Origin of the sequence: Methanohalophilus levihalophilus, assembly GCF_017874375.1 — an archaeon.
GTDB classification, from domain to species: Archaea; Halobacteriota; Methanosarcinia; order Methanosarcinales; family Methanosarcinaceae; genus Methanohalophilus; species Methanohalophilus levihalophilus.
The window spans coordinates 649,588-676,120 of sequence record NZ_JAGGLK010000001.1; the positions used below are offsets into that span (position 1 = coordinate 649,588).

General features: G+C 43.6%; 28 protein-coding genes and 2 pseudogenes. 10 read left to right on the forward strand and 20 right to left on the reverse strand.

The window, feature by feature from the left end:
* The first annotated feature begins 31 nt into the window (after positions 1-31).
* The 10 genes from pyk (at position 32) to J2755_RS03435 (ending at position 9,046) form a co-directional block, all read left to right on the forward strand.
* On the forward strand, positions 32-1,534 hold the full coding sequence (pyk, locus tag J2755_RS03400; RefSeq protein WP_209679660.1) for a pyruvate kinase: 1,503 nt from the start codon (positions 32-34) through the stop codon (positions 1,532-1,534).
* 37 nt (positions 1,535-1,571) lie between these two features.
* Complete coding sequence (locus J2755_RS03405; RefSeq protein WP_209679662.1) at positions 1,572-2,810, forward strand: GntP family permease; 1,239 nt, start codon at positions 1,572-1,574, stop codon at positions 2,808-2,810.
* A gap of 42 nt (positions 2,811-2,852) precedes the next feature.
* Positions 2,853-3,395 (forward strand): O-acetyl-ADP-ribose deacetylase, encoded by a 543-nt coding sequence (locus J2755_RS03410; protein WP_209679665.1) that lies wholly within the window; start codon positions 2,853-2,855, stop codon positions 3,393-3,395.
* Entirely contained in the window at positions 3,395-3,886 is a 492-nt protein-coding gene (locus J2755_RS03415) for a metallophosphoesterase (protein ID WP_209679667.1), read from the forward strand. Before J2755_RS03410 ends, J2755_RS03415 begins: the two co-directional genes overlap by 1 nt.
* 267 nt (positions 3,887-4,153) lie before the next feature.
* Positions 4,154-4,270 (forward strand): symporter small accessory protein, encoded by a 117-nt coding sequence (locus J2755_RS11520; protein ID WP_342591043.1) that lies wholly within the window; start codon positions 4,154-4,156, stop codon positions 4,268-4,270.
* Positions 4,270-5,862 (forward strand): sodium:solute symporter family protein, encoded by a 1,593-nt coding sequence (locus J2755_RS03420; RefSeq protein WP_209679670.1) that lies wholly within the window; start codon positions 4,270-4,272, stop codon positions 5,860-5,862. Before J2755_RS11520 ends, J2755_RS03420 begins: the two co-directional genes overlap by 1 nt.
* Before the next feature lie 133 nt (positions 5,863-5,995).
* The gene (locus J2755_RS11525; protein WP_342591044.1) at positions 5,996-6,109 is read left to right on the forward strand and encodes a symporter small accessory protein; all 114 of its coding nucleotides are present in this window, start codon (positions 5,996-5,998) and stop codon (positions 6,107-6,109) included.
* Positions 6,109-7,701, forward strand: a complete 1,593-nt coding sequence (locus J2755_RS03425) for a sodium:solute symporter family protein (protein WP_209679673.1) — start codon at positions 6,109-6,111, stop codon at positions 7,699-7,701. Before J2755_RS11525 ends, J2755_RS03425 begins: the two co-directional genes overlap by 1 nt.
* A gap of 70 nt (positions 7,702-7,771) precedes the next feature.
* Positions 7,772-8,557 carry a DUF1638 domain-containing protein gene (locus J2755_RS03430; protein ID WP_209679675.1) on the forward strand — a complete coding sequence of 262 codons (786 nt, stop codon included), beginning with the start codon at positions 7,772-7,774 and terminating at the stop codon, positions 8,555-8,557.
* Between the two features lie 42 nt (positions 8,558-8,599).
* Positions 8,600-9,046, forward strand: coding sequence for an adenylyltransferase/cytidyltransferase family protein (locus J2755_RS03435; protein WP_342591052.1), 447 nt, complete (start codon positions 8,600-8,602; stop codon positions 9,044-9,046).
* Here the strand turns inward: J2755_RS03435 and J2755_RS03440 are convergent.
* From J2755_RS03440 to J2755_RS03535, 20 genes and pseudogenes are all read right to left on the reverse strand, one after another.
* Positions 9,043-10,185 carry a pyridoxal phosphate-dependent aminotransferase gene (locus J2755_RS03440; protein WP_209679678.1) on the reverse strand — a complete coding sequence of 381 codons (1,143 nt, stop codon included), beginning with the start codon at positions 10,183-10,185 and terminating at the stop codon, positions 9,043-9,045. The genes J2755_RS03435 and J2755_RS03440 overlap by 4 nt on opposite strands.
* Before the next feature lie 14 nt (positions 10,186-10,199).
* A complete protein-coding gene (gene ribH, locus J2755_RS03445; protein WP_209679681.1) occupies positions 10,200-10,604 on the reverse strand; it encodes a 6,7-dimethyl-8-ribityllumazine synthase in 405 nt (134 codons plus the stop codon).
* A 68-nt stretch (positions 10,605-10,672) separates the two neighbouring features.
* The gene (ribC, locus tag J2755_RS03450; RefSeq protein WP_209679684.1) at positions 10,673-11,137 is read right to left on the reverse strand and encodes a riboflavin synthase; all 465 of its coding nucleotides are present in this window, start codon (positions 11,135-11,137) and stop codon (positions 10,673-10,675) included.
* 6 nt (positions 11,138-11,143) lie between these two features.
* Positions 11,144-12,292, reverse strand: a complete 1,149-nt coding sequence (locus J2755_RS03455) for a pyridoxal-phosphate-dependent aminotransferase family protein (RefSeq protein WP_209679686.1) — start codon at positions 12,290-12,292, stop codon at positions 11,144-11,146.
* A gap of 81 nt (positions 12,293-12,373) precedes the next feature.
* A complete protein-coding gene (locus tag J2755_RS03460) occupies positions 12,374-12,931 on the reverse strand; it encodes a CBS domain-containing protein (protein WP_209679695.1) in 558 nt (185 codons plus the stop codon).
* Positions 12,932-13,006: 75 nt separating this feature from the next.
* Positions 13,007-13,459, reverse strand: a complete 453-nt coding sequence (locus J2755_RS03465) for a hypothetical protein (RefSeq protein ID WP_209679707.1) — start codon at positions 13,457-13,459, stop codon at positions 13,007-13,009.
* Between the two features lie 84 nt (positions 13,460-13,543).
* On the reverse strand, positions 13,544-14,503 hold the full coding sequence (locus J2755_RS03470) for a calcium/sodium antiporter (RefSeq protein ID WP_342591045.1): 960 nt from the start codon (positions 14,501-14,503) through the stop codon (positions 13,544-13,546).
* 37 nt (positions 14,504-14,540) lie between these two features.
* Positions 14,541-14,954, reverse strand: a complete 414-nt coding sequence (locus J2755_RS03475) for a response regulator (protein WP_209679710.1) — start codon at positions 14,952-14,954, stop codon at positions 14,541-14,543.
* A 151-nt stretch (positions 14,955-15,105) separates the two neighbouring features.
* Positions 15,106-15,540, reverse strand: coding sequence for a class II SORL domain-containing protein (locus tag J2755_RS03480; RefSeq protein ID WP_209679713.1), 435 nt, complete (start codon positions 15,538-15,540; stop codon positions 15,106-15,108).
* A 60-nt stretch (positions 15,541-15,600) separates the two neighbouring features.
* Positions 15,601-15,855, reverse strand: a complete 255-nt coding sequence (locus tag J2755_RS03485; RefSeq protein ID WP_209679717.1) for an AcrB/AcrD/AcrF family protein — start codon at positions 15,853-15,855, stop codon at positions 15,601-15,603.
* An 11-nt stretch (positions 15,856-15,866) separates the two neighbouring features.
* Complete coding sequence (locus tag J2755_RS03490) at positions 15,867-16,145, reverse strand: monomethylamine transporter (RefSeq protein WP_209679720.1); 279 nt, start codon at positions 16,143-16,145, stop codon at positions 15,867-15,869.
* 13 nt (positions 16,146-16,158) lie between these two features.
* Positions 16,159-17,553, reverse strand: a complete 1,395-nt coding sequence (locus J2755_RS03495) for an APC family permease (RefSeq protein WP_209679723.1) — start codon at positions 17,551-17,553, stop codon at positions 16,159-16,161.
* Positions 17,554-17,764: 211 nt separating this feature from the next.
* Positions 17,765-19,141 (reverse strand): annotated as a pseudogene (locus tag J2755_RS03500) (monomethylamine:corrinoid methyltransferase).
* Positions 19,142-19,153: 12 nt separating this feature from the next.
* A complete protein-coding gene (locus tag J2755_RS03505) occupies positions 19,154-19,792 on the reverse strand; it encodes a corrinoid protein (protein WP_209679901.1) in 639 nt (212 codons plus the stop codon).
* A gap of 322 nt (positions 19,793-20,114) precedes the next feature.
* Positions 20,115-20,513, reverse strand: a complete 399-nt coding sequence (locus J2755_RS03510) for a response regulator (RefSeq protein WP_209679725.1) — start codon at positions 20,511-20,513, stop codon at positions 20,115-20,117.
* A 3-nt stretch (positions 20,514-20,516) separates the two neighbouring features.
* A complete protein-coding gene (locus J2755_RS03515) occupies positions 20,517-22,700 on the reverse strand; it encodes a histidine kinase dimerization/phosphoacceptor domain -containing protein (protein ID WP_209679728.1) in 2,184 nt (727 codons plus the stop codon).
* An 18-nt stretch (positions 22,701-22,718) separates the two neighbouring features.
* Positions 22,719-23,495: a helix-turn-helix transcriptional regulator gene (locus tag J2755_RS03520; protein WP_209679730.1), complete on the reverse strand. Its 777-nt coding sequence runs from the start codon at positions 23,493-23,495 to the stop codon at positions 22,719-22,721.
* 18 nt (positions 23,496-23,513) lie between these two features.
* Positions 23,514-24,296, reverse strand: a complete 783-nt coding sequence (locus J2755_RS03525) for a helix-turn-helix transcriptional regulator (protein ID WP_209679731.1) — start codon at positions 24,294-24,296, stop codon at positions 23,514-23,516.
* A gap of 98 nt (positions 24,297-24,394) precedes the next feature.
* A pseudogene (locus tag J2755_RS03530) lies at positions 24,395-25,771 on the reverse strand (monomethylamine:corrinoid methyltransferase).
* Positions 25,772-25,785: 14 nt separating this feature from the next.
* Positions 25,786-26,433 (reverse strand): corrinoid protein, encoded by a 648-nt coding sequence (locus tag J2755_RS03535; protein ID WP_209679732.1) that lies wholly within the window; start codon positions 26,431-26,433, stop codon positions 25,786-25,788.
* Between the last annotated feature and the right edge of the window lie 100 nt (positions 26,434-26,533).

A 26,533-nucleotide genomic window follows, 5' to 3' on the forward strand; every position in this document is an offset into this window, starting at 1 on the left:
CTGCTATAAATTATTCTTCGGGGTAAAAGAAATGGATCTTCCTGAACACCAGACAAAAATCGTATGTACAATCGGCCCTGCCTCATCTTCTGAAAGTAAGTTGAAGCAATTGATTCCTGCAGGCCTGAATGTTGCCCGCCTGAATTTTTCCCATGGAGATCTTGAGCAGCACCGAAATACCATTAAAAATATCCGCAAAGCTGCCTCTGATCTTAATGCTATTGTTAATATAATGGTTGACTTGCCCGGGCCCCGAATAAGAGTTGGAGACATGGGTGATGAGCCCGTTGACATCGAAACCGGGAATTTTGTCTATTTAACTACGGATGAAGTAAAAGGCAATTCGGAAATAATTCCTGTCAACTATAGCCAGCTATATGACAGTCTTGAACCTAATTCGAATGTATACCTCAATGATGGATTTATCCAGCTACTGTGCCATGAAATAACGGATAAAGGTGCCAGGTGTGAAGTTCTCGTCGGAGGAATACTATCATCACATAAAGGAATGAATCTTCCCCGTTCAAAGCTTTTTATCGATTCTATCACAGAGAAAGACCTGGAGTTCATGGATTTCGCTCTTTCAGAAGGGATTCATACCTTTAGCCTTTCATTCATAGAAAAAGCAGATGATGTCAAAAAAGCCCGCGAATTTGCTGCAAGTAAAGGTAAAAATGTCTACCTGATAGCAAAAATCGAAAGAGAGACTGCTGTCCAGAATATCGATGCTATCATCGAAGAAGCAGATGCTATTATGCTTGCACGAGGCGATCTTGGAGTAGAGGTTCCCATCGAAGGAGTGCCAATACTTCAAAAGGTAATCATTCACAAGGCGAATCTTGCGGGCAAACCTGTGATTACCGCAACCCACATGCTCGAATCCATGATTGAAAACAACCGTCCTACAAGAGCTGAAGTAACCGATGTCGCAAACGCCATCCTTGATGGCACCGATGCCGTAATGCTCTCCGGTGAAACCACAATCGGAAAATACCCGGTTGCATCAGTTCGCATGATGGCTGAAATTGCCGAAAGGACCGAAAGCTGGAGAAATGAAACCGGCTGGGGCCTGGATATCCTGACAAAAGGGATTGATAAAATCGCAAGTTCCATCAGAGCAAAATATAATGAGGGAGCGGTTTGTACCCTGGGTGACGATTTCGGCAATATTAACTCGTCCATAAGCGATGTGATAGCTCTGCAGGTGAATGAGGCCATCCAGAAGCTGAATGTGGACTATGTAATCACTCCAACGGTTTCCGGACGAACACCACGTCATATTTCCAGATTTAAGCCCAAATGCTGGATATATGCAATGAGCAAAAATTCCGATATATGCGAGCAGCTTGCATTGTCATACGGCGTATACCCAATCTGTGTTAAAGACGGAAAAGAGGATTGGGAAAACCAGGCAATTGATATTCTGAAGGATATGGACATTGCATACTGTGGTGAACTTGTGGTGCTTACTCAGGGTGCAAGCTCAGAATCCGGAAGCGGAACAAATCTGCTGAAGATTTTCAACATTGAGTGAGTAAATTGTACAACTCCCAATACACAGGAAATCAAGAATGGAAAGTATCCTGATATTCGCCCTTACACTCATTGGAATCACTGCTATTCTCTGGCGTTTCAGGCTACCTCCCTTTTTCGCCCTGACAGGAGCTGCACTTTTTTACGGTTTTCTTTCCGGCATGCAGGAGATGACAATTGTTTTTACGACACAGGGAGCCGGAAAAATATTTGCACTACTTGCAATTCCCATATTTTGCGGGTCCCTCATCGCACAGGTTGTCAGGCAGGAAAAATACGGATCAAGAATCGTTACGGATATTGAGAAGCTTTCAGGAAAACCGGCTCTTTCATCAGGTATCGTGGGTTACCTGCTTTCAATACCACTGATGTGCTGCATGACAGCCTATGTTGTAATGGTGCCTCTTGTGGAAAACCTGAAAGTGGATGAACATGTCAGGAAAAAATGTTTCTATGCAGCAGCTATCGGCAGTACTCTCTCATTTGTCCTCCTGTTTCCCCTTCCTGTGCTATACAGTATTACTACTAACCTTGGAATTGAGAATGTTGCCGCCTTTAATGGAATAACCTTACCTGCTTCAATTGTACTGTTTATTATTGGTTATCTTGTACTCTGGAAAAAGGATGTTCTTGCAGATGTATGGAAAGGCAGTGATGAGTTAGCTAAAAACATATCGAGAATTGCGTGGATTCCGATACTTCTGCCAATACTATTACTTGCAATCGGCTATGCTTATCAGGGATTCAGTCTTCTGACAAATATCAACCTGGCTATGTTTCTTGCAGCCCTGTTCTCCCTTTTTCTGCTCAAAGAAAAGAATCGCAGTGTTGTTTTCGAAAAAGGAACAAAGAATGCTGGCATAATTCTACTTGATCTTTGTGGTGCCGGAGCCCTGGGAGGAGTGATTGCTGCAAGCTCTCTTGCAGACGATACCTACCTTTTACTTGAAGGAGCATTCCCTATAATCGTTATTCCATTCATTCTGGCAGCACTTGTGCAAACCGCACAGGGTTCCAGAGTTGTGACTGCAATTGTTGCATCTTCGATTATCGCGCAGAGCTCATATGCAGCAGAGCTTACAGCATCCTCGCTTATCCTTATGATTTCCGCAGGAACTTTGATCGTTTCATATGTAACAGACCCTTATTTCTGGCTGATCCAGAGAACAACCAAAGATTCGATAAGGGAAGTTATTTGCAACTATACTCTGCCGCTGGCAACTCTTGGACTACTGCTTTTTGCTGCAACTCTTGTGTTGGATGCTTTCCTGTTTTAACTGGCGATAGCTATTAATCCAAACAGAGGTCACCTCTCTTTCATGGCACATCCAAAAATCGAAGTGATAAAGGGAGACATCGTGGAGCAGCATGTTGACGCAATTGTGAACGCTGCAAACAACAGCCTTCTTGGGGGAGGTGGTGTTGACGGTGCAATTCACAAGGCTGCAGGGCCACAGCTTTTAGAAGAATGTCGAGCTTTGGGAGGATGTGAAACCGGAGAAGCAAAGGTAACCAGAGGTTACAATCTTCCTGCGAAATGGGTTATTCATACTGTAGGACCTATCTGGAAAGACGGGAAACACGGGGAAGATGAATTGCTGAAACAATGTTACACAAATTCCCTCAATCTTGCTGTGAAAAACGAGATAAAGACTATTGCATTTCCGTCAATTAGTACCGGTGTTTATCATTTTCCAGTAACAAGAGCTGCAAAAATTGCAATAAAAGCAATTCACAATTTCTTATTACATAGTAATGAAATAGAGAATGTAATGATTGTTTGTTACAACAATGAGGCCTTTGAAAGCTATATGAAATCATTGGAACAAGCTCTGAATAGCATTCCAAAGAGGAAAGAATAATGATTGGTATAATCTCAGACACTCACGACCATCTCAATGCTGCAGAAGAAGCAATTGAAATCCTCAATAAAAACGAGTTAACTGCTGTACTGCATGCCGGAGATCTTGTATCCCCTTTCATGGCCCGTGCATTCAGCAAACTGGAACCTGAATTATACATGGTTTCCGGGAATAATGATGGAGATAAAATGACCATAAAAACATTGTTCGAGGAATTCGGCACTAATATATGCGGGGATTTTGCATCAATTGAAATTGAAAACCGAAAAATAGCACTTCTTCACGGAACCGATGAACTCATCATTGACTCTCTTGCAAAATCGGGAAACTTCGATCTTGTTGTACGTGGACATACACACGAAACATCGATTAAGAAAATTGGAAAAAGCCTGATAATCAATCCAGGAGAATGTTGTGGTGTCCTCAGCGGAAAAAGAACACTTGCCTTTTGGGATCCGGAGACAAATGAAGCTGAAATTGTAGAGTTCTGATAGAAAATTGCCAATTTGCGACAAAAGAGAGGAGGGGGCATCTTTGTACCCCCGTGTCTGAATACTTTTAGGCTGATAACAATTATTTAATAAGACGTAATACTTAATTATACTTAACGGTTGTCTAAATAATAATTAATATTTTTTGATGCTCATACATATTCATTACTGTTGCTTTTTTGACATCAGTAGCCATATAATTATAGAAACTTTAATGTATGTTATTTGGTAACATACATCATGTTAACATTGTTATAAGGTGAAAAAATGCTTGGCATAGATGATCCGTACATTTGGAGTGCTTACATTCTTTGCATCGTTAGTGCAATAGGATGTGCAGTATACGGTATTTTAAAATGGAACGAAGAAGAGGAGGATGAATAATGGCTGTCAGTACCCCCCTGCTGGGAGTTATCGTCCTGATCTACCTCATGGTTGTTTTCTGGTGTGGTTGGCTCGCTTACAAGCGTACCAAAGAAGTAGATGACTACATGGTTGCGGGAAGAAACGTACACCCGGTCATATTAGCCCTTTCATACGGCGCGGCTTTCATCAGCACATCCGCAATTGTAGGTTTTGGCGGTGCTGCCGGTGTCCTTGGAATGGGACTTTTGTGGCTCGCTGTTATGAATATCATCGTAGGAATCTTTATCGCTTTTGTATTCTTTGGCTCCAGAACCAGACGCATGGGAGTTAACCTTAAGGCAGTCACTTTCCCGGAACTCCTTGGAAAACGTTTCCAGTCACGCTTCATACAGGGTTTTTCAGGAGCAGTAATTGGCCTGTTCATGCCCCTGTATGCAGGAATTGTCCTTATTGGAGGAGCAAGATTTGTTGAAACCACTCTTGGAATCAATTATGACATTGCAGTATTAATCCTCGCGATTATTGTTGCAGCTTACGTTATCACAGGAGGCCTGCTCGCTGTAATGTATACCGATGCATTGCAGGGAGGATTAATGTTCATAGGAATGGCGATTCTTCTGGCACTTACATACATTAAGCTTGGAGGCATTTCCGAAGCCCATCTGGCTCTAACCAATATGGCAAGCCTTGTTCCAGATAGTCTGGCTGCCGGAGGACATACCGGCTGGACTTCGATGCCTGCATTTGGTTCGCCGATCTGGTGGACATTGGTTTCCACCCTGATTCTGGGAGTAGGAATTGGTGTGCTTGCACAGCCACAACTTGCAGTTAGGTTCATGACAGTGGACAGCAAAAAATCCCTGAACAGGGCAGTGCTTGTTGGCGGTCCTTTCATTCTTATGATGACAGGTGTTGCTTTTGTTGTTGGTTCACTTTCCAACGTCTACTTCTTCCAACAGGATGGGCTCATTGCAATCGCTGCAGCCGGTGGAAATCAGGATCTGGTTATTCCGGAATACATCAATAGCGCAATGCCGGACATGTTTGTAATAGTGTTCATGGTAACCCTGCTTGCAGCAGCAATGTCAACCATGAGTTCACAATATCACACAATGGGAAGCGCAATTGGTCATGACTTCTATCGCGAATTCCTGAAGAAAGGCAACGCCGGAAAAACCATTACCATGACAAGGCTTGGAATTTCCGTTACCATTATTGCAAGTGTAATTCTCGCATACATCCTGCCTATCAGCATAATTGCAAGGGCAACAGCTATCTTCTTTGGAATCTGCGCAGCAGCATTCCTTCCAATGTATGCAGGTGCATTGTTCTGGAAGAGGATGACAAGAGAAGGTGCCATTGCAAGTCTTCTGGTAGGTACTTTCAGCAGTCTCTTCTGGCTGGCATTTGTCCACGCAAAAGAAGCTGTACCACTGGGAATTTCACAGGCGCTCTTCGGTGTTGATACAATTCTCACCGGAACCTGGACAGTAGTAGATCCAATACTGGTAGCTACTCCACTCTCAGCAATCGTAGCAATCGGTGTAAGCCTCATGACAAAACCTACTCCTGAGGAACATCTCGACTTGTGCTACAAGGGGCAAAAGTAAGCCCCATCTTTCTTCTTTTTTATTGTACAATTTTTAGCATTATTGCTCTTTTTTCGCCACCGGTTGACGCTACCGCATGCAAAGCTTCAAGTATGTTACTTGCTAACACAAACCGTTACTTTGAGGTGGCTAAATGCTAGGTATTGACGATCCGTATATCTGGAGTGCATATATCCTCTGCATCGCGAGTGCAATCGGATGTGCAGTGTATGGTCTTTTGAAATGGAACGAAGAGGAGGAAGAATAATGGCTGTAAGCACAGCACTCTTCGGACTCGTAATCCTTGTGTATCTTCTTCTTGTTTTCTGGTGTGGATGGATAGCATACAAACGCACCAAGGAAGTAGACGACTACATGTTGGCCGGAAGGAAGGTTCATCCTGTAATTCTTGCACTGTCCTACGGTGCCGCTTTCATAAGCACAGCAGCAATCATTGGTTTTGGAGGAGTTACCGCAACCCTTGGTCTTGGAACTCTTTGGCTTGTATTCATGAATATAGTAGTGGGAATTTTCATTGCTTTCGCAATATTCGGGTCCCGCACCCGCCGCATGGGTGTCAATCTTAATGCAATAACCTTCCCCGAGCTTCTCGGAAAAAGATTCCAGTCACGTTTCATACAGGGTTTTTCCGGTGCATTAATCGGACTTTTCATGCCTCTCTATGCGGGAATTGTTTTAATCGGCGGTGCAAGGTTTGTGGAAACCGCACTTGGAATAGATTATGATATCGCGGTCCTTATTCTCACAGTAATGGTCGCTGCCTATGTTATTACCGGCGGCTTACTGGCAGTCATGTACACTGACGCACTTCAGGGCGGACTTATGATAGTTGGTATGACAATCCTTCTCGCATTGACCTATGCCAAACTCGGGGGAATCGTAGAAGCCCATCAGGCACTCACCAATATGGCAGGTCTTGTTCCGGAAGGTCTGGCAGCAGGCGGTCATACAGGCTGGACTTCGATGCCCACATTCGGTACACCCATATGGTGGACAATGGTATCAACCATTATTCTAGGTGTTGGAATAGGCGTTCTTGCCCAGCCACAGCTTGCAGTTAGGTTCATGACAGTAGACAGCAAGAAATCCCTTAACAGGGCAGTCTTTGTCGGTGGTCCATTCATTCTCATGATGGCAGGAGTCGCTTACATCGTCGGTGCACTCTCAAATGTTTACTTCTTTGAAACACAAGGAGTTATTGCCCTTGTGGCAGCAGGCGGAAACATGGATTCAATCATGCCTGAGTATATCAACAGCGCAATGCCGGATATTTTTGTTGTCATTTTCATGGTAACACTCCTTGCAGCAGCAATGTCAACCATGAGTTCACAATACCACACAATGGGAACCGCAATTGGCCATGATTTCTTTAAGGAATTCCTGATGAAAGGAAAATCCCAGCAAACTGTAACCGTTACAAGACTTGGGATTTCTGTTACGATTATTATCAGTGTGATCCTTGCTTACATCCTTCCGATAAGTATCATCGCCAGAGGAACAGCAATTTTCTTCGGACTTTGTGCAGCCGCATTTCTCCCAATGTACGCAGGAGCATTGTTCTGGAGAAGAATGACAAGAGAAGGTGCAATTGCAAGTCTTGTAGTCGGTACATTCAGCAGTTTATTCTGGCTGACTTTTGTCCACGCAAAAGAAGCTGTACCTCTTGGAATCTCACAGGCAATCTTTGGGGTCGATACAATCCTAACAGGAACATGGACCGTTGTAGATCCAATTCTTGTTGCAACGCCAATAGCAGCAATCGCAGCAGTCGTGGTAAGTCTAGCCACAAAACCTACTCCAAAAGAACATGTGGACTTTTGCTATAAAGGATTAAAATAAACTCCCAGCGCGTCAGCGTTAAATACGGGCAACCTGCAAATTCCTGTAAAAGGAAAACGGAGGAGAAAGGTTGCCTGTATTAACCCTTATTTGCTGCAGGATGTTTGAAGACGAAGTTGTACATCTTCTGGAAGAAGACCCACTGATTACTGACATTACTGTTATTGAAAATGATGAATCTGAAGGAATACAGCGAAAGCTGGAAGCTTCAGGCGTCCATCACCATCTCGCGCCATTGGAATCACTCAGCCCTGATGATTTCAACAAAATGGGATTCCATGTAGTGGTTCAGATGCTTGAATTTGCATTGCATGCAGTACCTGCAAAACTGAAAGATGAAGTATATGCAAATATAGAAAAATTCACTCCATTCTCAAATGGCATTCTCCTTTTCTACGGACTATGTGGCAACATCTTAAGGGATGTTGAGAAGGATTTTGAAGATCATAAGTGCAGAGTTGCCATCCTGAAAGAACCAAACGGTGAAATTATCGATGATTGTATCGGAGCCGTACTTGGGGGCAGGGACGCTTACCTCCAGACCCTGAAAAGTTTCAACGGGGAAGGAACGTTTTTCCTTACACCCATGTGGGCAGCTAACTGGAGAGATATGCTTGTATCATCTGGTTTTGGAAAGGATCCAAACGATATTGAAACATCCCGATTTGTTTTTGAGACGGTGGGTTACGTGCATGTTGCCAAGGTTGAAACCGGACTGCATTATGAGAAAGACTTCGATGCACAGGTCAATGAGTTTGCAGAACTCTTTGAATTTGACATTATGAATATTCCTGCAAGTCTTAGTACCCTCAAAGCCTGTTATGCAAATGTTCGGGATGCGGTCCTTGAAGGATAATTGGGAAAGTTCAAAAATCCTAAATAGTTTGTCACCTATGGAATTCAAACAGGTGATATTTTGACGAGAGTACTTGCAACCGGCACATTTGACCTTCTTCATCCCGGCCATCTCTTTTTTCTTGAGGAAGCAAAAAAGCTGGGCGATGAGTTGTACGTAATCGTTGCAAGGGATTCCAAAATAGAGCATAAACCTAAACCCATTATTCCCGAAGAACAGAGAGTCAGGATGATTACAGCATTAAAAGTTGTGGATTATGCAATCTTAGGAAGTGAAGGCGATATGTTTGAGCCTCTTGAAGAAATCCAGCCTGACATAATAGCTCTTGGACATGATCAGGTTTTTGATTCCGACAAACTCAAAGAAGAACTTGCAAAAAGAGGATTTGCATCCGAAATTACAAGAATCGAAAAATCAGAAGCCTGCAGATTCTGCAGCAGTGGAAAGATCATAAAAGAAATTCTGAAAAGATATGGAAAAAAGGATTAAAGCAGACAATCTTCAATCCTTTTCAGGGCTTCCCTTATTCTTTCCTGTGAAGTCGCGTAGGAAATCCTTACGAAATTCTTACCACTTGCACCAAATGCAGAACCAGGGGTTAAAGCAACGTGAGCTTCGGAAAGCAGTTTTTCTGCGATGGTGTCACCATCACCATATTCACTGACGTCTGCAAATGCGTAGAAAGCACCATCAGGTTTGTTGCACTTGATTCCAATTGCATTCAAACCGTCAATAAGAATGTCGCGCCTCTTCCTGAATTCGTCCACCATCTCCATTACAGGTTCCTGTGGACCTTCCAGTGCAGCCACTCCCCCATATTGGGCAAAAGTGGTCGCGCTGCTTACTGAATGGGAATGAATCTTCTTGAATCCCTGAAGAAGTTCCGGATTGGCGTGGACATAACCAAGTCTCCAGCCTGTCATTGCATAAGCTTTGGAGAAACCATTTACTGTGATTGTACGATCCTGCATCCCGTCCATCGCCCCGATGCTAAGGTGCTTGCGATCGTACACAATTTTCTCATAGATTTCATCGGAAAGTACGAGAAGATCGTGATCAATTGCCAGATCTGCAATGTTCTTGAGTTCTTTCTGGCTAAAAACACCCCCAGTAGGATTGCATGGGCTGTTTACCACGATAATACGGGTTTTATCCGTAATGTAGTCAGCTACATCCACAGGCATAAACCCGTTGTCTGGATCTGTTGGAACCCAGGTCGTGTTTGCACCTGCAAAGCTGATACATGGATCATAAGACACCCAGGCCGGATCAAAAATAATGGCCTCATCACCGTCGTCAAGAACAGACATCATTATTTCAAAAATTGCCTGTTTGGCACCAGGAGTAACAAGTATGTCGGATGCTTTTGCTTCAAGCCCGTTTTCGGATACAAGCTTGTTGGCAATGGCTTCCCTTAATTCAGGGATCCCGGGAGATGGAGCATAATGGGTAGCACCATTGTAAAGTGCCTCACTTGCAGCATCTGATATGTGTTTTGGAGTGTCAAAATCAGGTTCTCCAAGACTAAAGCTTATGACATCAATTCCATCGCTTTTCATCTGGCTCGCAATATTTGCAATGCGAATCGTGGGAGATTCACCTACCCTTTTTAAGCGTGAAGAAGACATACAATTTCCCTCAATTAAAGGCGGGTAAGAAGTTTAACTGCAGCTTCAACGGCCCTTTTTGCATAGTCCACACGCTGGTGTGCTTCCATGCGGGTCATACCCGGACCGGCAATACCAAGAGTTACAGGCTTATCGAATTCGAGGGAAAGATCAGTTATTTTACGTGCTGCATGCTGGACTACAATCTCATCATGCTTGGTTGCACCTTCGATGACAGCACCGATTGTTACTACAGCATCTATATCATCCCGACTGCAAAGTTTCTTGATTGCAAGAGGCATATCATAGACACCCGGAACAAGAATTGTATCTACAACTTCTGCACCAAGGAAAGTTGCATGCTCCTTTCCGAGGAGTTCCATCTGGTAAGTCAGATCCCTGTTAAATTCTGCTACAACAAATCCCAGCTTCATAGTCATTTAATAACACTCCTGAGCAAATATTGGTTTATCAATTAATATAAGGTTAAGCAATAATTTTTGATTTTTCAGAGGCGTGCAGGACCTGCATCCCTGAACCCTTGTCTTTGGCCTGTTCCTGCTTCTTTGATAAGTTGCTGAGGCTTAAACAACATTTTGATGACATTTACCGCATGCTCACGGGTTCGCATATCCATAAGAAAAACAAGTTCATTTTCATCCTTTGCCTCGTCCTCATGCACAAATACCTCGATAATATGTGTATTTGTCATGAGCTGAACCTGAATAAGGCCGGTGGAAGCTTCATGTGCACACACTTTGTCCTGTGCTTTTCCTCCGGGCATCCCGAGAGCCATCACAATGTCACAATTCTCTTCTTCGATTAGCTTTTTAGAAGCCACTGGCAAATCCTTGATACCGGGAACCGTGACACGGACTATTCGCACTGATGCATGCTGCTGTAGCTCATCCACAGCAGCAGCACCCATATTAAAGCGTGAAAACGTCGTGTCAACAATTCCTACGGATTTCATGACTGATCAAGCTTTGTCTATAACATCGGCAGCAGCTTCAATTGCCGGGCCAACGGAGTTGATAAGACCTTCTTTCTTGAATATAAGAGCAGCTTGCTGTATGGTTCTCATCATGTCACCATAGGTAACATTGCCCATACTGCCTATCCTGAATATCTTACCACTGAGATGTGCCTGCCCGCCTGCGATCATAATACCGCTCTTAAGCATAGCTTTCTTAATCGCATTACCATCAAGACCCTCAGGTGCTTTCATGGCAGAAACAGTATTTGAGTAGTTGCTGTGTTCATCGAGTTGTGGGAACATCTCAATACCCATGACATCCATTGCGGCCCTGACTGCTGCAGCGCCCGTTGCATGACGTTTGATTCGTGCTTCCATTCCTTCTTCAGCAACTATGTGGAGAGCCTCCTGTAACCCATAGAAAAGTGGAATTGCAGGTGTGTAAGGAGTCTGTGTTTTATCCTTGTTTGCACTCTTGCGATATGCTTTAAGATCAAGGTAGTAAGGAAGGCTTTCCTTGTCCATTGCCTCGAATGCACGTTCACTTACGGAAATCATTGACAGACCCGGTGGTGCTGCGACACATTTCTGGGAACCGACAATTGCAATATCTGCACCCCATTCGTCTACGCGGACATCGTCACCGCCAATGGAAGTAACACCGTCCATAATGAAAAGAGCACCATATTTCCTGGCAAGTGCACCGATTTCCTTTGCAGGATTGAGAATACCTGAAGAGGTTTCATTGTGAACCATTGTGACAGCTTTTGCTCCTTCCTGAAGGGCTTTTTCCAGCTCATCAAGATCAAAGGAGTGACCCCATTCGTATTCAAGGGGTACAACATCACCATACATTCCGGCAAGGTCTTTGAGACGTTCACCGAATTTACCGTTTTCAAGAGAAATAATGCGATCAGAAGGACCGGCAATACAGCCTACAGCTGCTTCCATTGCGGCAGTTCCTGAGCCGCTTATCACAAAAATATCATTCTTGGTCTGGAATACATCTGCAAGAATGTTGCGGCAATCGTCATACATTTCTGAAAAAGCATCGCCCCTATGATTAATCATGGGTTTTGACATTGCCCTTAAAACTCGCGGGACAACAGTAACAGGTCCCGGCATCATTAATAGTGTGTCTTCAAGATCCATAGGAATACCTCTAGTGTTTGTAATCCAACTCTATCCTAATGAATCCTTGCTATATAACTCTACTCAAATTCCAAAATAGAGTTATTCATGAAGCAATTTTATGACATCATGCTTTGTAACAAAGCCGATTGTCTGACCTTTTTCAACAACAAGAACGGCTGGATATCTTTCCAGAACCTGGGACACAAGACCTATGTCGGTTGTTGGTGATACAACAGGGAATGATTCACCCATAAAATCCGCAACTTCCATACGTGAAAGCTGGGAAGCTTTGTTTTCGGCCATTGCACGAACCAGCATATCTTCTGAAATACTTCCCATTGGAACACCATTATCAATAACAGGTAATTGTGAATAACCGTATTCCTGCATAATTTCCACGGCATGATCCAGCGAATCAGAAGAAGAAACGAATGTTACAAGGGAATGCATTATGTCACAGGCATGAACCTGCTCTTTTTCGGATTCTTCGAATGCATCAAATATTTTCCGGAGTGTAGAAAGCCGCGGATCAACATCTCCCGATTCAATCCTGGCAATCAAGGGCTGGCTTACACCTGCGCGTACGGCAAGATCATTTTGCGTTAATCCCAGTTCAATGCGTTTTTGCTTGAGCTCTTTAGGAGTTGGAAGATGCATATTATTACTGATAGTAATTCATAAATATAAATATTAGTTCTGGTTATTGCCAGAAATAAAAAAAAGAAAGGAACCTCACTCGGTTCCAAAATTGCTGAAATCCAGGGTGCCTTCAGCTGTTGTAATTGTTACGGATTCACCAATAACCCTCATCTCATAGACAACGTCATCTGATGAATCATAAGCAGTCCAGATAACAACTTCACCTTCTTCAGACCAATAGTACTCAACTTTGCTGATTTCAACATCATCAGCACCTGTAAATCCTTCGAGTTCCGCAACCGCGTGGCACACTTCAACTCCTTCGATTTCATCTGTACCAACAATCTCAAGAGTTATTTCCTGATTAGTTTCAGGATATGTTGAAATGTATGTTGTCCCTACAGGACACTCACCCTCTGCACCTTCTTCAAAAGTTATCTCAACATCGCCTTCTGGCGTTGAAACTTCTGTTGTAGTTTCATCACCGGTACAGCCAGCTACAAGAACCATAGCCACTACTAAAAATAAAAGCCACCATTTTGACATAATTTATCTCCGCAAAAAAAGGGAAGGAATATGATATAAGTGTTTCCTAAAAACAAAAACAAGAGATGAATTTAGATACTATTTTTAACTGTATAATATGAACAGCCCTGCCACATAAGCAAGATAGAAGCAAAGGATAAGGAAACCTTCCCAGCGATCAAAGCGACGTTTTGTCAATCCAAATACAATGATTGCAACCATAACTACAAGCATTACAGGAAAATCATAGCGCAGGGACTGAGCACCAATCGGAAGGTTAGTAAGCTGGGACGAAAAGCCCAGGATAAGCACAATATCCATTGTATTTGCGCCAAAAATGTTTCCGATTGTTAAGTCCTGATGATTTTTGAGTGTTGCTGATACCGCAGTAATGAGTTCCGGAAGGGAAGTACCAAATGCTACAAGAGTTAATGCAATAATCATTTCCGGAATTCCAAGCCAGTAAGCGATTTCTGTACCTGAATAGATCAGAATGCGACTACCCACCACAACAAAAATTGAACCGGCAAGAAAGTACATCACATCTTTTTTCATGCTTCCGCACTCTTCATCTTCACATTGAACGGATCGATCAAAAATTGCAGGCTGGGACCGGTAATTGAAGTAGAGGAAACCTGCAAAAAACAGGAGCATAACCAAACCGTCAAATCGTGAAATATTCCCATCCAGTGAAGTTACCAGCAGGATTATACCGGAGACCAGCATGAAAAGTCCCCTCTGCAGGAAAGAATCATCTGTAACCTGAATTGCTTTCAGGGAAATGACCGCTCCCAGTATCAATCCGGTATTGCAGATTGCAGAACCCACGGCATTTCCCACTGTCATATCAGTTTGGCCTAAATATGCAGCATAAGCCGAAACTGTGAATTCAGGTGCAGTAGTTGCAAAGCTGACAATCGTTGCACCGATGACCACCTTTGGAATCCCACTTTTTGTGGATATTGAAACTGCCGATTCCACAAACCAATCCGCACCCTTTGTGATTAGAAGAAAACTCAAAATGAAAAGAATGAGGACGTCTATCATCGGAATCGGTTTCTTCAAAGTCTGGATTGGATATAAAGATTATGAAGTTCTTCTTTCAAAGCCCTATCGGACTCTCCCCCTGGACGGTATAGCTTATCGTTCTGGAACAAAGCGCATTTTCTATAGCATCTTCTAATTCAAGATCCATAAACGGCTTTTCAATAAAACCGGCAGGTGTAATAGCAAGAGCCCTTGCCATAGTCTCTGCACTGCTATCCCCTGTTAAAAAGACTAATGGTATATCGTGAGTTTGCTTAATTAAAGTCGCTGTTTCCACACCATCAATTTCCCCTTTAAGTATTATATCCATTAAAATGATATCAGGATACGTATCTTCCACAACTTTTAATGCACTTAATCCGTTTGAAACCAAACCACAAACGAAATATCCCATATTTTCAAGCTTAAGTTTGATTCCCATGGCCACTATCATTTCATCTTCAACGACGAGTATGCGTGGAACTACCATTATCTTCATTCCCCCATCCGACTCAATCAAAAATTGATCTGGAACACTAATTCCCTGATTTAAACGAATAAAAAATCAGTGCCGGCCTCCCCCAAGGCCGGCATAACACAAATCTAAATCATACTTAAGAACAGATACTCAATTTAAAATATCACTTCTGCTCTTTGATTTCTATTTTCTTATGGCTGCCCCAGACACCATGGACATTGCAGCTTTCGATTGCCCGAAGATGTGTGAGAACTGAATCAAGACTCTCAGCACAAACATTTACACCGCGGATATTACACATTTCATATTCTTTTGCTGCAATAATGTCTTTTGTCGGTTTAACTGTAAATACGGCTTCTGCCTTTTCTGCCGACGGACCAAGATCGACTCTCCCGATTTTGCGGTCAGCCAGCCAAAGTTCAATCCACTCAATGTAATGTTCACCTTCCATTACATGAGGCAATATTCCCACTTCTACCTTCACTTCATAGGAATCACCCGTATCCATAGTATCCGGAGTAGTGATAACCGGTGCATGTTTCTTTTCAAGCTCGTTGAGCTCATCATCACTTTCAATCCACTTAATATCATATGACATATTCTTACCTGCCTGAATAAATTAAAGGTGCCCTAGATTACAAGGCACCTCTTTCATATTTTAGAACTTGTAATTCCTGACAGAGTGATACAGGATCACAATGAAGAAGACAAGAATTACAGCCAGCAGACTGAAATACGCTACCGGATCCCATACGAACTGCATTCCTCCGGTTTCACCCCACCCCACAAGGACAGTACCTTGAAGGATAACCGGTGTAACCACACACACACCTGCTACTACGAAGATAAACAGGATATCGAAGATCTGCATGAAGAGACTACGCTCTTCTCCACTTTTAGTAGTAACTCCCATCGAAACCCTCCTTAATCATAGTACTCAAATGTGTACATATGTTCCTTGATCGAACCGTATACCTTCAGACATCCGACTGTCTCAATGCCTATTAAGAGCACAAAGAAGAGGATATAAGCAGGTAATATTGTTGCAGCTTCCGGTACATCAGCCCATACTGTAGTAAGTATGTTGTAGACGATATAGCTCTCTGAGAAGTATAGTATACCAAGCAACAACACCACAATACCGGCATCCGCTTTTAGTTTACCGGCATATTTGCCGGTATCAACATTTGTATTTTCTTCCATTGAGTATACCTCCTTAGTCAGCTCCTACAGGCTCAGGCCATCCCATATCCTCACCCCAGTCATGGTGTACTTCAAGCGAACGATATCTCCACGTGAAGTAGAAATACGCTATCACATAGAACACCAGTCCGAAGATCAGGTTGTAGTTATATCCCCAGTTCAGTGTAGACATGATTACTATTGCAAGGATGATTGTAAACCATGCCAGCCCGGGTTGTAGCGGTCCTGCAAACGGACGTACAACATTCATGGTACCGTTACCGGACAGGTGACTGTTCGGGAACATCTTCCTGAAGCGTATCAGTGAGAACGGAATCAGGACATAGCAGACCAATCCAGAAGTGATTGAGAACGTAATAACCTGATCAAGGTAACCACTGAATGCAAACGCAATTGCAATTGGCATTGTGAAAATAACAGCCCTGTACGGAGTGTTGTATTTTGGATGAATCGCTGAGAACCATGGGGTCAGGAAGTGATCCCTTGACAGAGCAAACCATGACCTTGAAGAGTCACAAACCGTACCATTCGCACTTGCGAGACAGGTAAAGAGTGTACCTACTGCCAATAGTGCAATCAGGATTCCTACGCCACTGTTAGTTGCTGCTTCAAAGAGCGGATATGCTGAAACACCTAGATCGGTATCTGGTACCAGACCTGAACAAACATATAGAGTCATACCAGCTGCAAGCAGAAGGGTAATCATACCGGCCTGCTGACCCAGCGGGATAGCTCTTGTTGGGTGCTTACATTCCTCTGCGCACATCGCAGCTCCCTCAATTCCAAGATAGAACCAGGGACCAAACTGCAACGCCGCAAAAATACCCACAAATCCATTGGGTATTGCTCCGGATATCAGGTATTCGGGATGCCACTCGCCACCGAATCCGCTTATGTTCATAAAGAAGAATACTATAATTGCAATCAGTGCAGTGAAAGTCAGAGCAAAGTTAAGATTTAAAGCCGCCACTACACCCCTATAGTTCATGAACGTTAAGAAAGCTATAACAATTAACGTCACCGGAAATACTTCTATTTGTGCCGACGGGAATATCGCCTGGACTACCGATGCCACCACAATCGCATCCGCAGCTTCAAGAGCTATATATTCCATGTATACTGCCAGACCTACCAGTGCTGCTGCACCGGGACCTACAAACAACCTGGCCCAGTCGTAAGGTCCACCTGCCAGCTTGGTAGATGCACCCAGTTCACTGGCACAGAGAGAAACCATGATGTACATGGTACCTGCAACAATTAATGCCAGGAGCGAACCGAGAATACCACCTTTAGCGACAGTAAAGTTCCAACCCATGTATTCGCCCACAAGCACGATACCGACACCAAGGGCCCAAACATGGTAAGGACGCAATGTTTTAACAAGTGCTGGAGATTCTTGACCATCCATTTTATTGTCCCCCCTTATTTCCTCGAAACCCTCGTGGCATCCAGTAGCATGTAGCCAATCATGGCAAAACTTACGAGGTAAAGTACACCGTTAACAAGTGTCCAAGTATCCATATTGATGCCTCCAATTTTGGTTTATCTATTTTTATTTGGTTTTCTGTTCTGCAAATAAAGAAAAGCAGGCATTTCGCCTACTTTTCAAAACTTCAAACTTAGAATGAAAGACCGAGGTCTTCGAGTTTCTTCCTTGCACCATCGTACACCTTGACATATTCGTCAGTTGGTGTAACGGTCTTGACATCGTAACATTCCTGGAATGTCTTGCCACCGGGAGCGGTAGCATAGTCACCCTCATAGCTTGCTACGAGTTTGTCGAGGATGTCGTTGATTGTCTCGATTTCGACACCAGCGGTTGCACGTGATACTTCACCCATCATACGTGCTTCCATACCGGTGGTCTTGTCAGTGATAACACCCTTTGCGGATGCTACACCGGACAGAATTTCACGGCCCGAAGCTGTGTCAGTGATGGACTGTGCGGATGCTTCAAGCAGACACATCTCGGTACATGGACCAGCGCATGGATAGTACTGGTTACCGGAGAGCAGGTCAGTGAATTCACTGATGGTTGCACATGCCCATCCAGCGATGGTCAATGTTTCCCTTGTGTTGGTGGATCCCCATCTGATGTGGACAGGACCGTCAAGGTGCCAGCTGGCACTGCTCATGACCATGGAGTTGATGTGGGTTGCGATGTTGACGATTGTGGTTTCTTCAATGCCACCAGCGTATCCACCGAAGATTGGCATCTGTTCATCCATGATTATGTCGCTGTTACCCTTGTAGTGAGCCATAACTGCAATTGCATCGAGGTCGATCTTAAGCTCGTTGAGCTGGGAGACTTCGTGGCTGTCGCTTGGAACCTGGCCACCGACACAGTCGGAAGCGATGTTACCCTGAGCGGACAGGGAGGTCTCTGGGCCCTAAACTGCCATACCTGGACGACCTGCCATTGCCGCTGCGTTCTTGATGAGCCTGGTTTCAGTCTTGGCTGCGAGAACTTCATATGGACTGCCTGGAATTGGTGGTTTGCCACGAACGGAGGTCATTACACCGTTTACAATGGTGTCGACTTCTTTCTCGAGAGCGTAGCTCATGTGAACTGGAATAAAGACATCTTCGGAAATTGGAGAACCGGTTGGACCACCCTGTACAATAGATTTCCTCTTGTCCCCTACGGATCTCTTGGTAACCTGAACAGCATCCCTGCCGGTACCAAGCTGGAATTCCTTGTGTGGGTTGTTGATTGCATCCCAGATTTCGTCTTCTGTGTATTTGACGATCCTCTTGGTGTCGGTACAGTAGATACCACAGTCGAGGAGCATCTCGAAACCTGCTTTGAAGAGCCTCTCCATCTGGTCTTTGTCGGTTGGGATGAATTCTTTACCAAAGTCAAGGTTGTATTTCTGCTTGAGTTCCATTGCTTTCATTGGAATGGTCATCAAGTCCCAATCATCCTGTGTTGTCTTTTCACCGGTTTGTGCACGGTCATAGAAATCAAAACAGGTTACTGATTTTGTGAATGTCATCTTGTACACCTCTTATGCTTTCATGATTTTAAGAGCAACACTTGCTGCTTCTGCTGCATTTTCTGCAGTTGCGTCTGCGCCAATTTCTTCAATCCATGAATCTGTAACAGGTGCACCACCAAACATTACTTTGACTGAGTCACGGAGACCTTCTTCCTTAAGGAGACGGACAACATCTTTCTGACCGAGCATGGAGGTAGTCATAAGTGCTGAACCGGAAATCATGAGTTTCTCACCTTTGTGTTTTGCGACTTCCTCAACGACTTTTTCGTTAGGTACGTCAACACCAAGATCAATTACCTCAAAACCGTTTGCACCAAGCATGGTTGCAACAAGCCTGTGGCCGATATCGTGAATATCACCTTCCTGGACAAACTTGATGACAGTGCCGACCCTCTCACCTGCACCTTCTGCGAGGAGTGGATCAAGAATTTCCATTGCGTTCTTCATTGCCTTTGCAGACATCATGATCTGTGGAAGGTAAAGCTCTGCAGCTTCGAATTTGTCACCAACAACCTTCATACCAGCAGAAAGAGCACTGACCACATCAAAAGCACTCATACCTGAGTCAAGGGCTTCATTAACTGCTGCTACACAACCATCTATATTCTGAGTTATGATGGTTTCACTTAATTTTTCTGTCATTCCCATTTCATCACCGATTCCTTTCTTAGTTCCTTTCAATTTCTATTCTCAAAATGCGGCACCTCTACTACACCGCCAAAAAAACGTTGATATGGATTTTATATAACCTAGCCGACCACGATTTTGGGATAAACCTAAAAATATGCGGTTAGCTATGTAAAACAACTTAAGTACTCAAAATGGTGATTTGCGAGGTAAAAGTACAAAGGTTTTAAAATTGGACATAAGCTTTAAAAAGCAAATTGAAATTAGAAATTGAACAAAAAAGCTGAGAGAACAAGATGTTCCCTCGCGTGAATGGAAAAGTGATATGAGTAATTGTGATGCATCAGGAAAACGCTTTTTCACTGTCGGAACGATGACGGTGAAGGGCGATTTCAATGGTAGCGCTAAGATCTTTTTCAGTAAATGGTTTGATTATATATCCGTAAGGATCAACCTGTTTTGCCCTTTCAAGCGTCTTGTCATCAGAATGGGCGGTTAGGAATACAATAGGGACATTAAAACGCTCTTTTATGATACCTGCAGCTTCTATTCCATCCATATCTCCTTTGAGCAATATGTCCATTAGGATCAGATCAGGGTATGTACCCTCAACCCTTGTTATTGCTTCATTGCCACTGGCAGCTACCCCGGAAACAACGTATCCAAGAGACAAAAGTCTCTTTTTAATGACCATAGCCACTATGGCCTCATCTTCAACTATCAATATCCTTGCAGTTTCCATAAATTACACCTTTCCATCTGAAAATGTTATTGTAAATGTAGTACCTTCAGTAGTATCAAGCTCAATCGATCCATCAATTTGGGCTACCAGACGAGTCACTAGCTGTAAGCCAAGCGATTCCGTATTATTGATATCAAGATCCGCCGGGAATGAAGTCCCGCTGTCATGAATAGACAAAATAAAATCATTATTGTTCCTGAAGAAACTCATATCTATAACCCCTTCTTCACCATCCTTGAATGCGTGTTTAAGAGCATTAGAAGTAAGCTCATTGATAATAATTCCAAGAGGAACAGCCCGATCCATATCCAGATATACATCTTCGACTTTCAAATTCATTTTTACAAGATCTTCGTCAACATCATAGGAATGGAAAAGGAAATCAATCAAATCCGTAACGTATTCCGAGAAATCAAGACTTACGAGATCTGCAGAGCGATATAGCTTCTCATGAATTAATGCAATTGAGCGGATACGATTTTCACTTTCTTTGAAAGCTTCAATTACTTCAGCATACTTAAAATTCAGGGATTCAAGATATAGCAAACCAGAAACAACCTGCAGGTTATTCTTTATGCGGTGATGGACTTCCTTGGTACGTATTTCTTCCATTGCAATAAGAGCATCCTCTGCTAACTTGCTTTCTGTAACATCACGAACAGTACCTTGATAGCGAATCACGTTGCCAGCATTGTCGCGCTCAATGTGAGTATCTTCATGCACCCATCGAACTTCACCGGTTTTTGTTATGAGGCGATATTCCTGATGGGATTCAGTCCAGCCTTCCTCTGTGCGTTGGTTCAACTCGTCATAAATCAGGTTTAAATCGTCGGGATGAACGATATCACCGTAAATCAGTTTTCCAGAGAGGAAATCATCTACAGAGTAGCCGTATCTTTCAATATTACTCGAAACATATTCCACTGGATAACCGGGTTCTGCCTTCCACCAGAATGCGACAACCGGACTGTTGGTAACGGCTGATTCCATCTTTCTTATTATTTCATACGAATTCTTGACTTCCCGGGAATACTGCGTAAGCGCATCAAGGATCTCATTCAACCCAACTGGAATTTGTTTAAAATCTGTTTCAACATCAGTGTTCGCCCTTCTATCAAGATCACCCTTTATGGCTGAACTCGAAATATTCTTAAAATCACGCACAATATCATTGATCCTGTCCGTAAATGAAGTGACAATGATGTATGCCATAAGGCCCATGAACACTATCGAGAAGGAATAGATAGTCAGGAGATTAGCACGCAATGCGTTTACGCCTGCGAACATTTCATCCGTTGGGACTGCCAGAAGAACTGAGTAATTTCCTGTTTCTATAGGTTCATAAAATACAATGATATTTTCCCCGGATACTGGATCGATGGTTTCAACAAAACCCCCTTTTCCTTCGCTTATATCAGAAGTAATTGCAACCAGTTCAGAGCGATCAAATTCATGAAGATTCTTGTATCCTATCCAGTCTTTTCTAACAGGGTGGGATACAATAACCCCATCATTGCTTACCATGAAGAGATAACCTGTTTCAAAAACAGTTACACTGCTGACAATTTCATCCACATAGTCAAGCAGGACATCCACGCCTCCGATACCTACGAAGGCGCCATCCTTTATTATTGGCGAGTCATAACTCACCATGAGCACTCCTTCATAGAAATAGGGTTCAGTTATAACATCCCGCTTAAGGGTTTCAGGACCCTGATAATATTCCTGTTCATCGTAATAAACAAGTGGTTCAAGGTAAATGTTGTCCCCCCGGCGATACCAGTATGGAACAAACCTTCCGGTTGAATCATGCCCGTATGTATTCGCGTATTCGGAATCCTTACCGTCAAAAGCGTTGGGCTCAAATCCGACATAAGCACCCACAAGGTGAGGATTATCTTTTAATTGCTGCTCAAGCATCCTGTTTACTTCATCCCGATCAGGCGAGGTATCCGCAGCCATTGAGGATGCAATGCTTCTGGCAATTGCCATATTGGATTTCATATCGGCATTGAATCCATTTGCATATCGCTTGGCAAGCTCAGAGGCTTCATCATATGCAAGCTGTTCTTCATTAGTTGTTACAGTAGAGATTACAATTGAAGATGAGATAGAAAGAATCAGGAAAACTCCCGCTACAATATAAAGGACAAATTTTACTCGCAGAGGAAGGTCTTTCCAATTCATTGCTACACATCTCTTGATTTAATCCATTCCCGATATTTCTTTCACAGCAAAATAATAATCAAACAGTTCAGTTGCCCAGATTATTGCGTTTTTATCATAGCTGCAGACATCCCTGTGATCGTACCTTCCGGAGCTATTTAGCAAAGAAATATAAGCAAAATTGTTTCCCACATTCATGGACACAGGATTTATACAATCCTGGCAAATTGCAATACTAACGTTGTCACTGGAATTCAATATACTAAATTTTTCTGTATATTCATCACGTATCCTCGAGTAAACCGATTCTGTCAGCAACAAATCAATTGAGTTACCCGATTCAGCGAGATCTGCATACAGATCAATTTGCATAGGATGGAAAAATGGAACAACTGCCTTGATTTGAGAACTCGCTTGGAGTGATTCCACGAAAGTTTCCTGTAATTCATACATGTGATCAAGATCCGGTTCAATAAAGGAGATGTCACCAAGTTCACCAATCCTGTCCAGTAAGTGAGCCGGTATGGAACTCAAATCACGATTATACCAATAGGGAAGATTTTTGTCAAAAACACGGAAAAGAAGGGACAGATCCACCATATTATTAACTATTAATCGACCAATCGTGGTCAATGAGTACACACCATTGTCATCCTTGTTTACAAGACCTTCCTCACGTAGTTTCTTAATCTGTGGAAGCATGGAAGAGGAAGTAACATCCAGATCTTCCCTGATTTTCTCCATATCTGCCTCACCTTCAAGCAACATAAGCAGGAAATTCTCACGTTTCTCCGAAAGGAAAATTGTATCTATCATCCTGGAAGACATTCGTTTTCACCCATCAATCCTTTTTGAAACTGATTTGCTGTGTTCAAAAAGTTCCATCCCCCACTTAAGAGCACTATCATCAAAACTCATTATGTCACGATGATCATAACGCCCAAGCTGGTTGAAAAAACTTATGTACATAAACCAATCGGAAACATCGAGTGCTGGTGGTCTGGAGTTCTCCGGGTAGAGATATACTTCGCTTTTCGGAGAATCCATAAGTGTCTGCAGTTCATCCTGGCATGTATCTTTCATCCTTTCAAAAACAGAATCACTTAAAATAATGGTGACTTTGTCAGCAGTTGTGAGAAGTTCACAATAAAGTGACGGGTACTCCGGTCGGAAAAAGGAGATTATTGAATTAATGTTCCTGGAACGTCGCAGGTTTTCCGTGAATTCACGCGGTATTTCAAACGTATAGTTAAGATCCGGTTCAATTAAGAGGTAATTTCCAAGCTCCTGAATACGGGTAAATAGATGAGGAGGAAGAATGTCCAGATCACGTTGTTCCCAGTATTCACGGTTCTGGGATACCATGCTTAGGGTGTTCAAAAGCGGAAGTACTTTCTTTATGACAAGATCCCCAATATTGGAAAGCTTATAAGAACCCCCATCTTCCACAATAAGATACTTCTCTTTAAGTTTCTTTATCTGGGGCATCATACCCCTGGAAGTAACATTAAGAGATGTCTTAATCTGGTCAATATCCCTTGGGCCTTCCATTAAGAGTAGAAGCAAATTTAGTCTTTTTTCAGAAAGCCAGACAGTATCGCTTAGTGAAGCCGCCATATCATAGAATAGGAGGAGAGGCGCAATATTAATAGTTTATGCGTAAAGCAAAAAAAAGAAAGTGGGTGGCCGGCATGTTGCCAGCCGAAATATCAAACTTAGAATGAAAGACCGAGGTCTTCGAGTTTCTTCTGTGCACCCTCGTACACCTTGACGTACTCGTCGGTTGGTGTAACGGTCTTGACATCGTAACATTCCTGGAATGTCTTGCCTGCTGGTGCATTTGCGTAGTCACCCTCATAGCTTGCTACGAGTTTGTCGAGGATACCGTTGATGGTCTCGATTTCGACACCAGCGGTTGCGCGTGCGACTTCACCCATCATACGTGCTTCCATACCGGTGGTCTTGTCAGTGATGACACCCTTTGCGGATGCTACACCGGACATAATTTCACGGCCGGATGCTGTGTCAGTGATGGACTGTGCGGATGCTTCAAGCAAGCACATTTCGGTACATGGACCTGCGCATGGGTAGTACTGGTTACCAGACATCAAGTCTGTGAATTCACTGATTGTTGCACATGCCCATCCAGCGATGGTCAATGTTTCCCTTGTGTTGGTGGATCCCCATCTGATGTGGACAGGACCGTCAAGGTGCCAGCTGGCACTGCTCATGACCATGGAGTTGATGTGGGTTGCGATGTTGACGATTGTGGTTTCTTCAACGCCACCAGCGTATCCACCGAAGATTGGCATCTGTTCGTCCATGATTATGTCGCTGTTACCCTTGTAGTGGGCCATAACTGCGATTGCATCGAGGTCGATCTTAAGCTCGTTGAGCTGGGAGACTTCGTGGCTGTCGCTTGGAACCTGGCCACCGACACAGTCGGAAGCGATGTTACCCTGAGCGGACAGGGAAGTCTCTGGGCCCTAAACTGCCATACCTGGGCGACCTGCCATGGATGCTGCAGTCTTGATGAGCCTGGTTTCGGTCTTGGCTGCGAGAACTTCGTATGGACTGCCTGGAATTGGTGGCTGGCCACGAACGGAGGTCATTACACCGTTTACAATGGTGTCGACTTCTTTCTCGAGAGCGTAGCTCATGTGAAGTGGAATAAATACATCTTCGGAAATTGGGGAACCGGTTGGACCACCCTGTACGATTGGCTTCCTCTTGTCACCAACAGTCCTCTTCCTCATCTGGACAGCGTCCCTGCCGGTACCGAGCTGGAATTCCCTGTGTGGGTTGTTGATTGCATCCCAGATTTCGTCTTCTGTGTATTTGACGATCCTCTTGGTGTCGGTACAGTAGATACCACAGTCGAGAAGCATCTCGAAACCTGCTTTGAAGAGTCTCTCCATCTGGTCCTTGTCGGTTGGAATGAACTCGTTGCCGAAGTCAAGGTTGTATTTCTGCTTGAGTTCCATTGCCTTCATTGGAATGGTCATCAAGTCCCAGTCATCCTGGGTGCATTTCTCGCCTTTCTGGGCACGGTCATAGAAGTCAAAACAGGTTACTGATTTTGTGAATGTCATTTAAAGCACCCCGATTACTGGCCCATCAATTTCAGAGCAACGGTTGCGGACTCTGCTGCGTTTTCTGCAGTTGCGTCTGCGCCGATTTCCTCGATCCATTCATCGGTAACTGGTGCGCCACCGAACATAATCTTGACGGAGTCACGGAGACCTTCTTCTTCAAGAAGACGGACAACATCTTTCTGACCGAGCATGGAGGTGGTCATAAGAGCTGAACCGGAAATCATGAGTTTCTCACCTTTGTGTTTTGCGACTTCCTCAACGACTGCTTCGTTTGGAATGTCAACACCGAGGTCAATTACTTCAAAGCCGTTTGCAGCGAGAAGTGTTGCAACAAGCCTGTGGCCGATATCGTGAATGTCGCCTTCCTGGACGAACTTGATAACAGTGCCGACCCTTTCGCCAGCTTCTTCTTCAAGTAATGGAGTAAGGATTTCCATTGCACCCTTCATTGCCTTTGCAGACATCATGATCTGTGGAAGGTAAAGCTCAGCAGCTTCGAATTTGTCACCGACGATCTTCATACCTGCGGAAAGTGCAGCTACTGCGTCAATTGCGCTGATACCTGCATCGAGAGCTTCCTGAACTGCTGCTGCACAACCAGCAACATCCTGTTTCACGATAGTTTCATTGAGTTTGTCTAAAAGTTCCTGATTTCCCATTTCATCACCTAATTTTAATATTTTTTGATGATAAGCGCAAAACCGACCCTTGGGTTATAGAGTATAGGTGGCCTGCTAAACAGAGGAATGTATCGAGTTA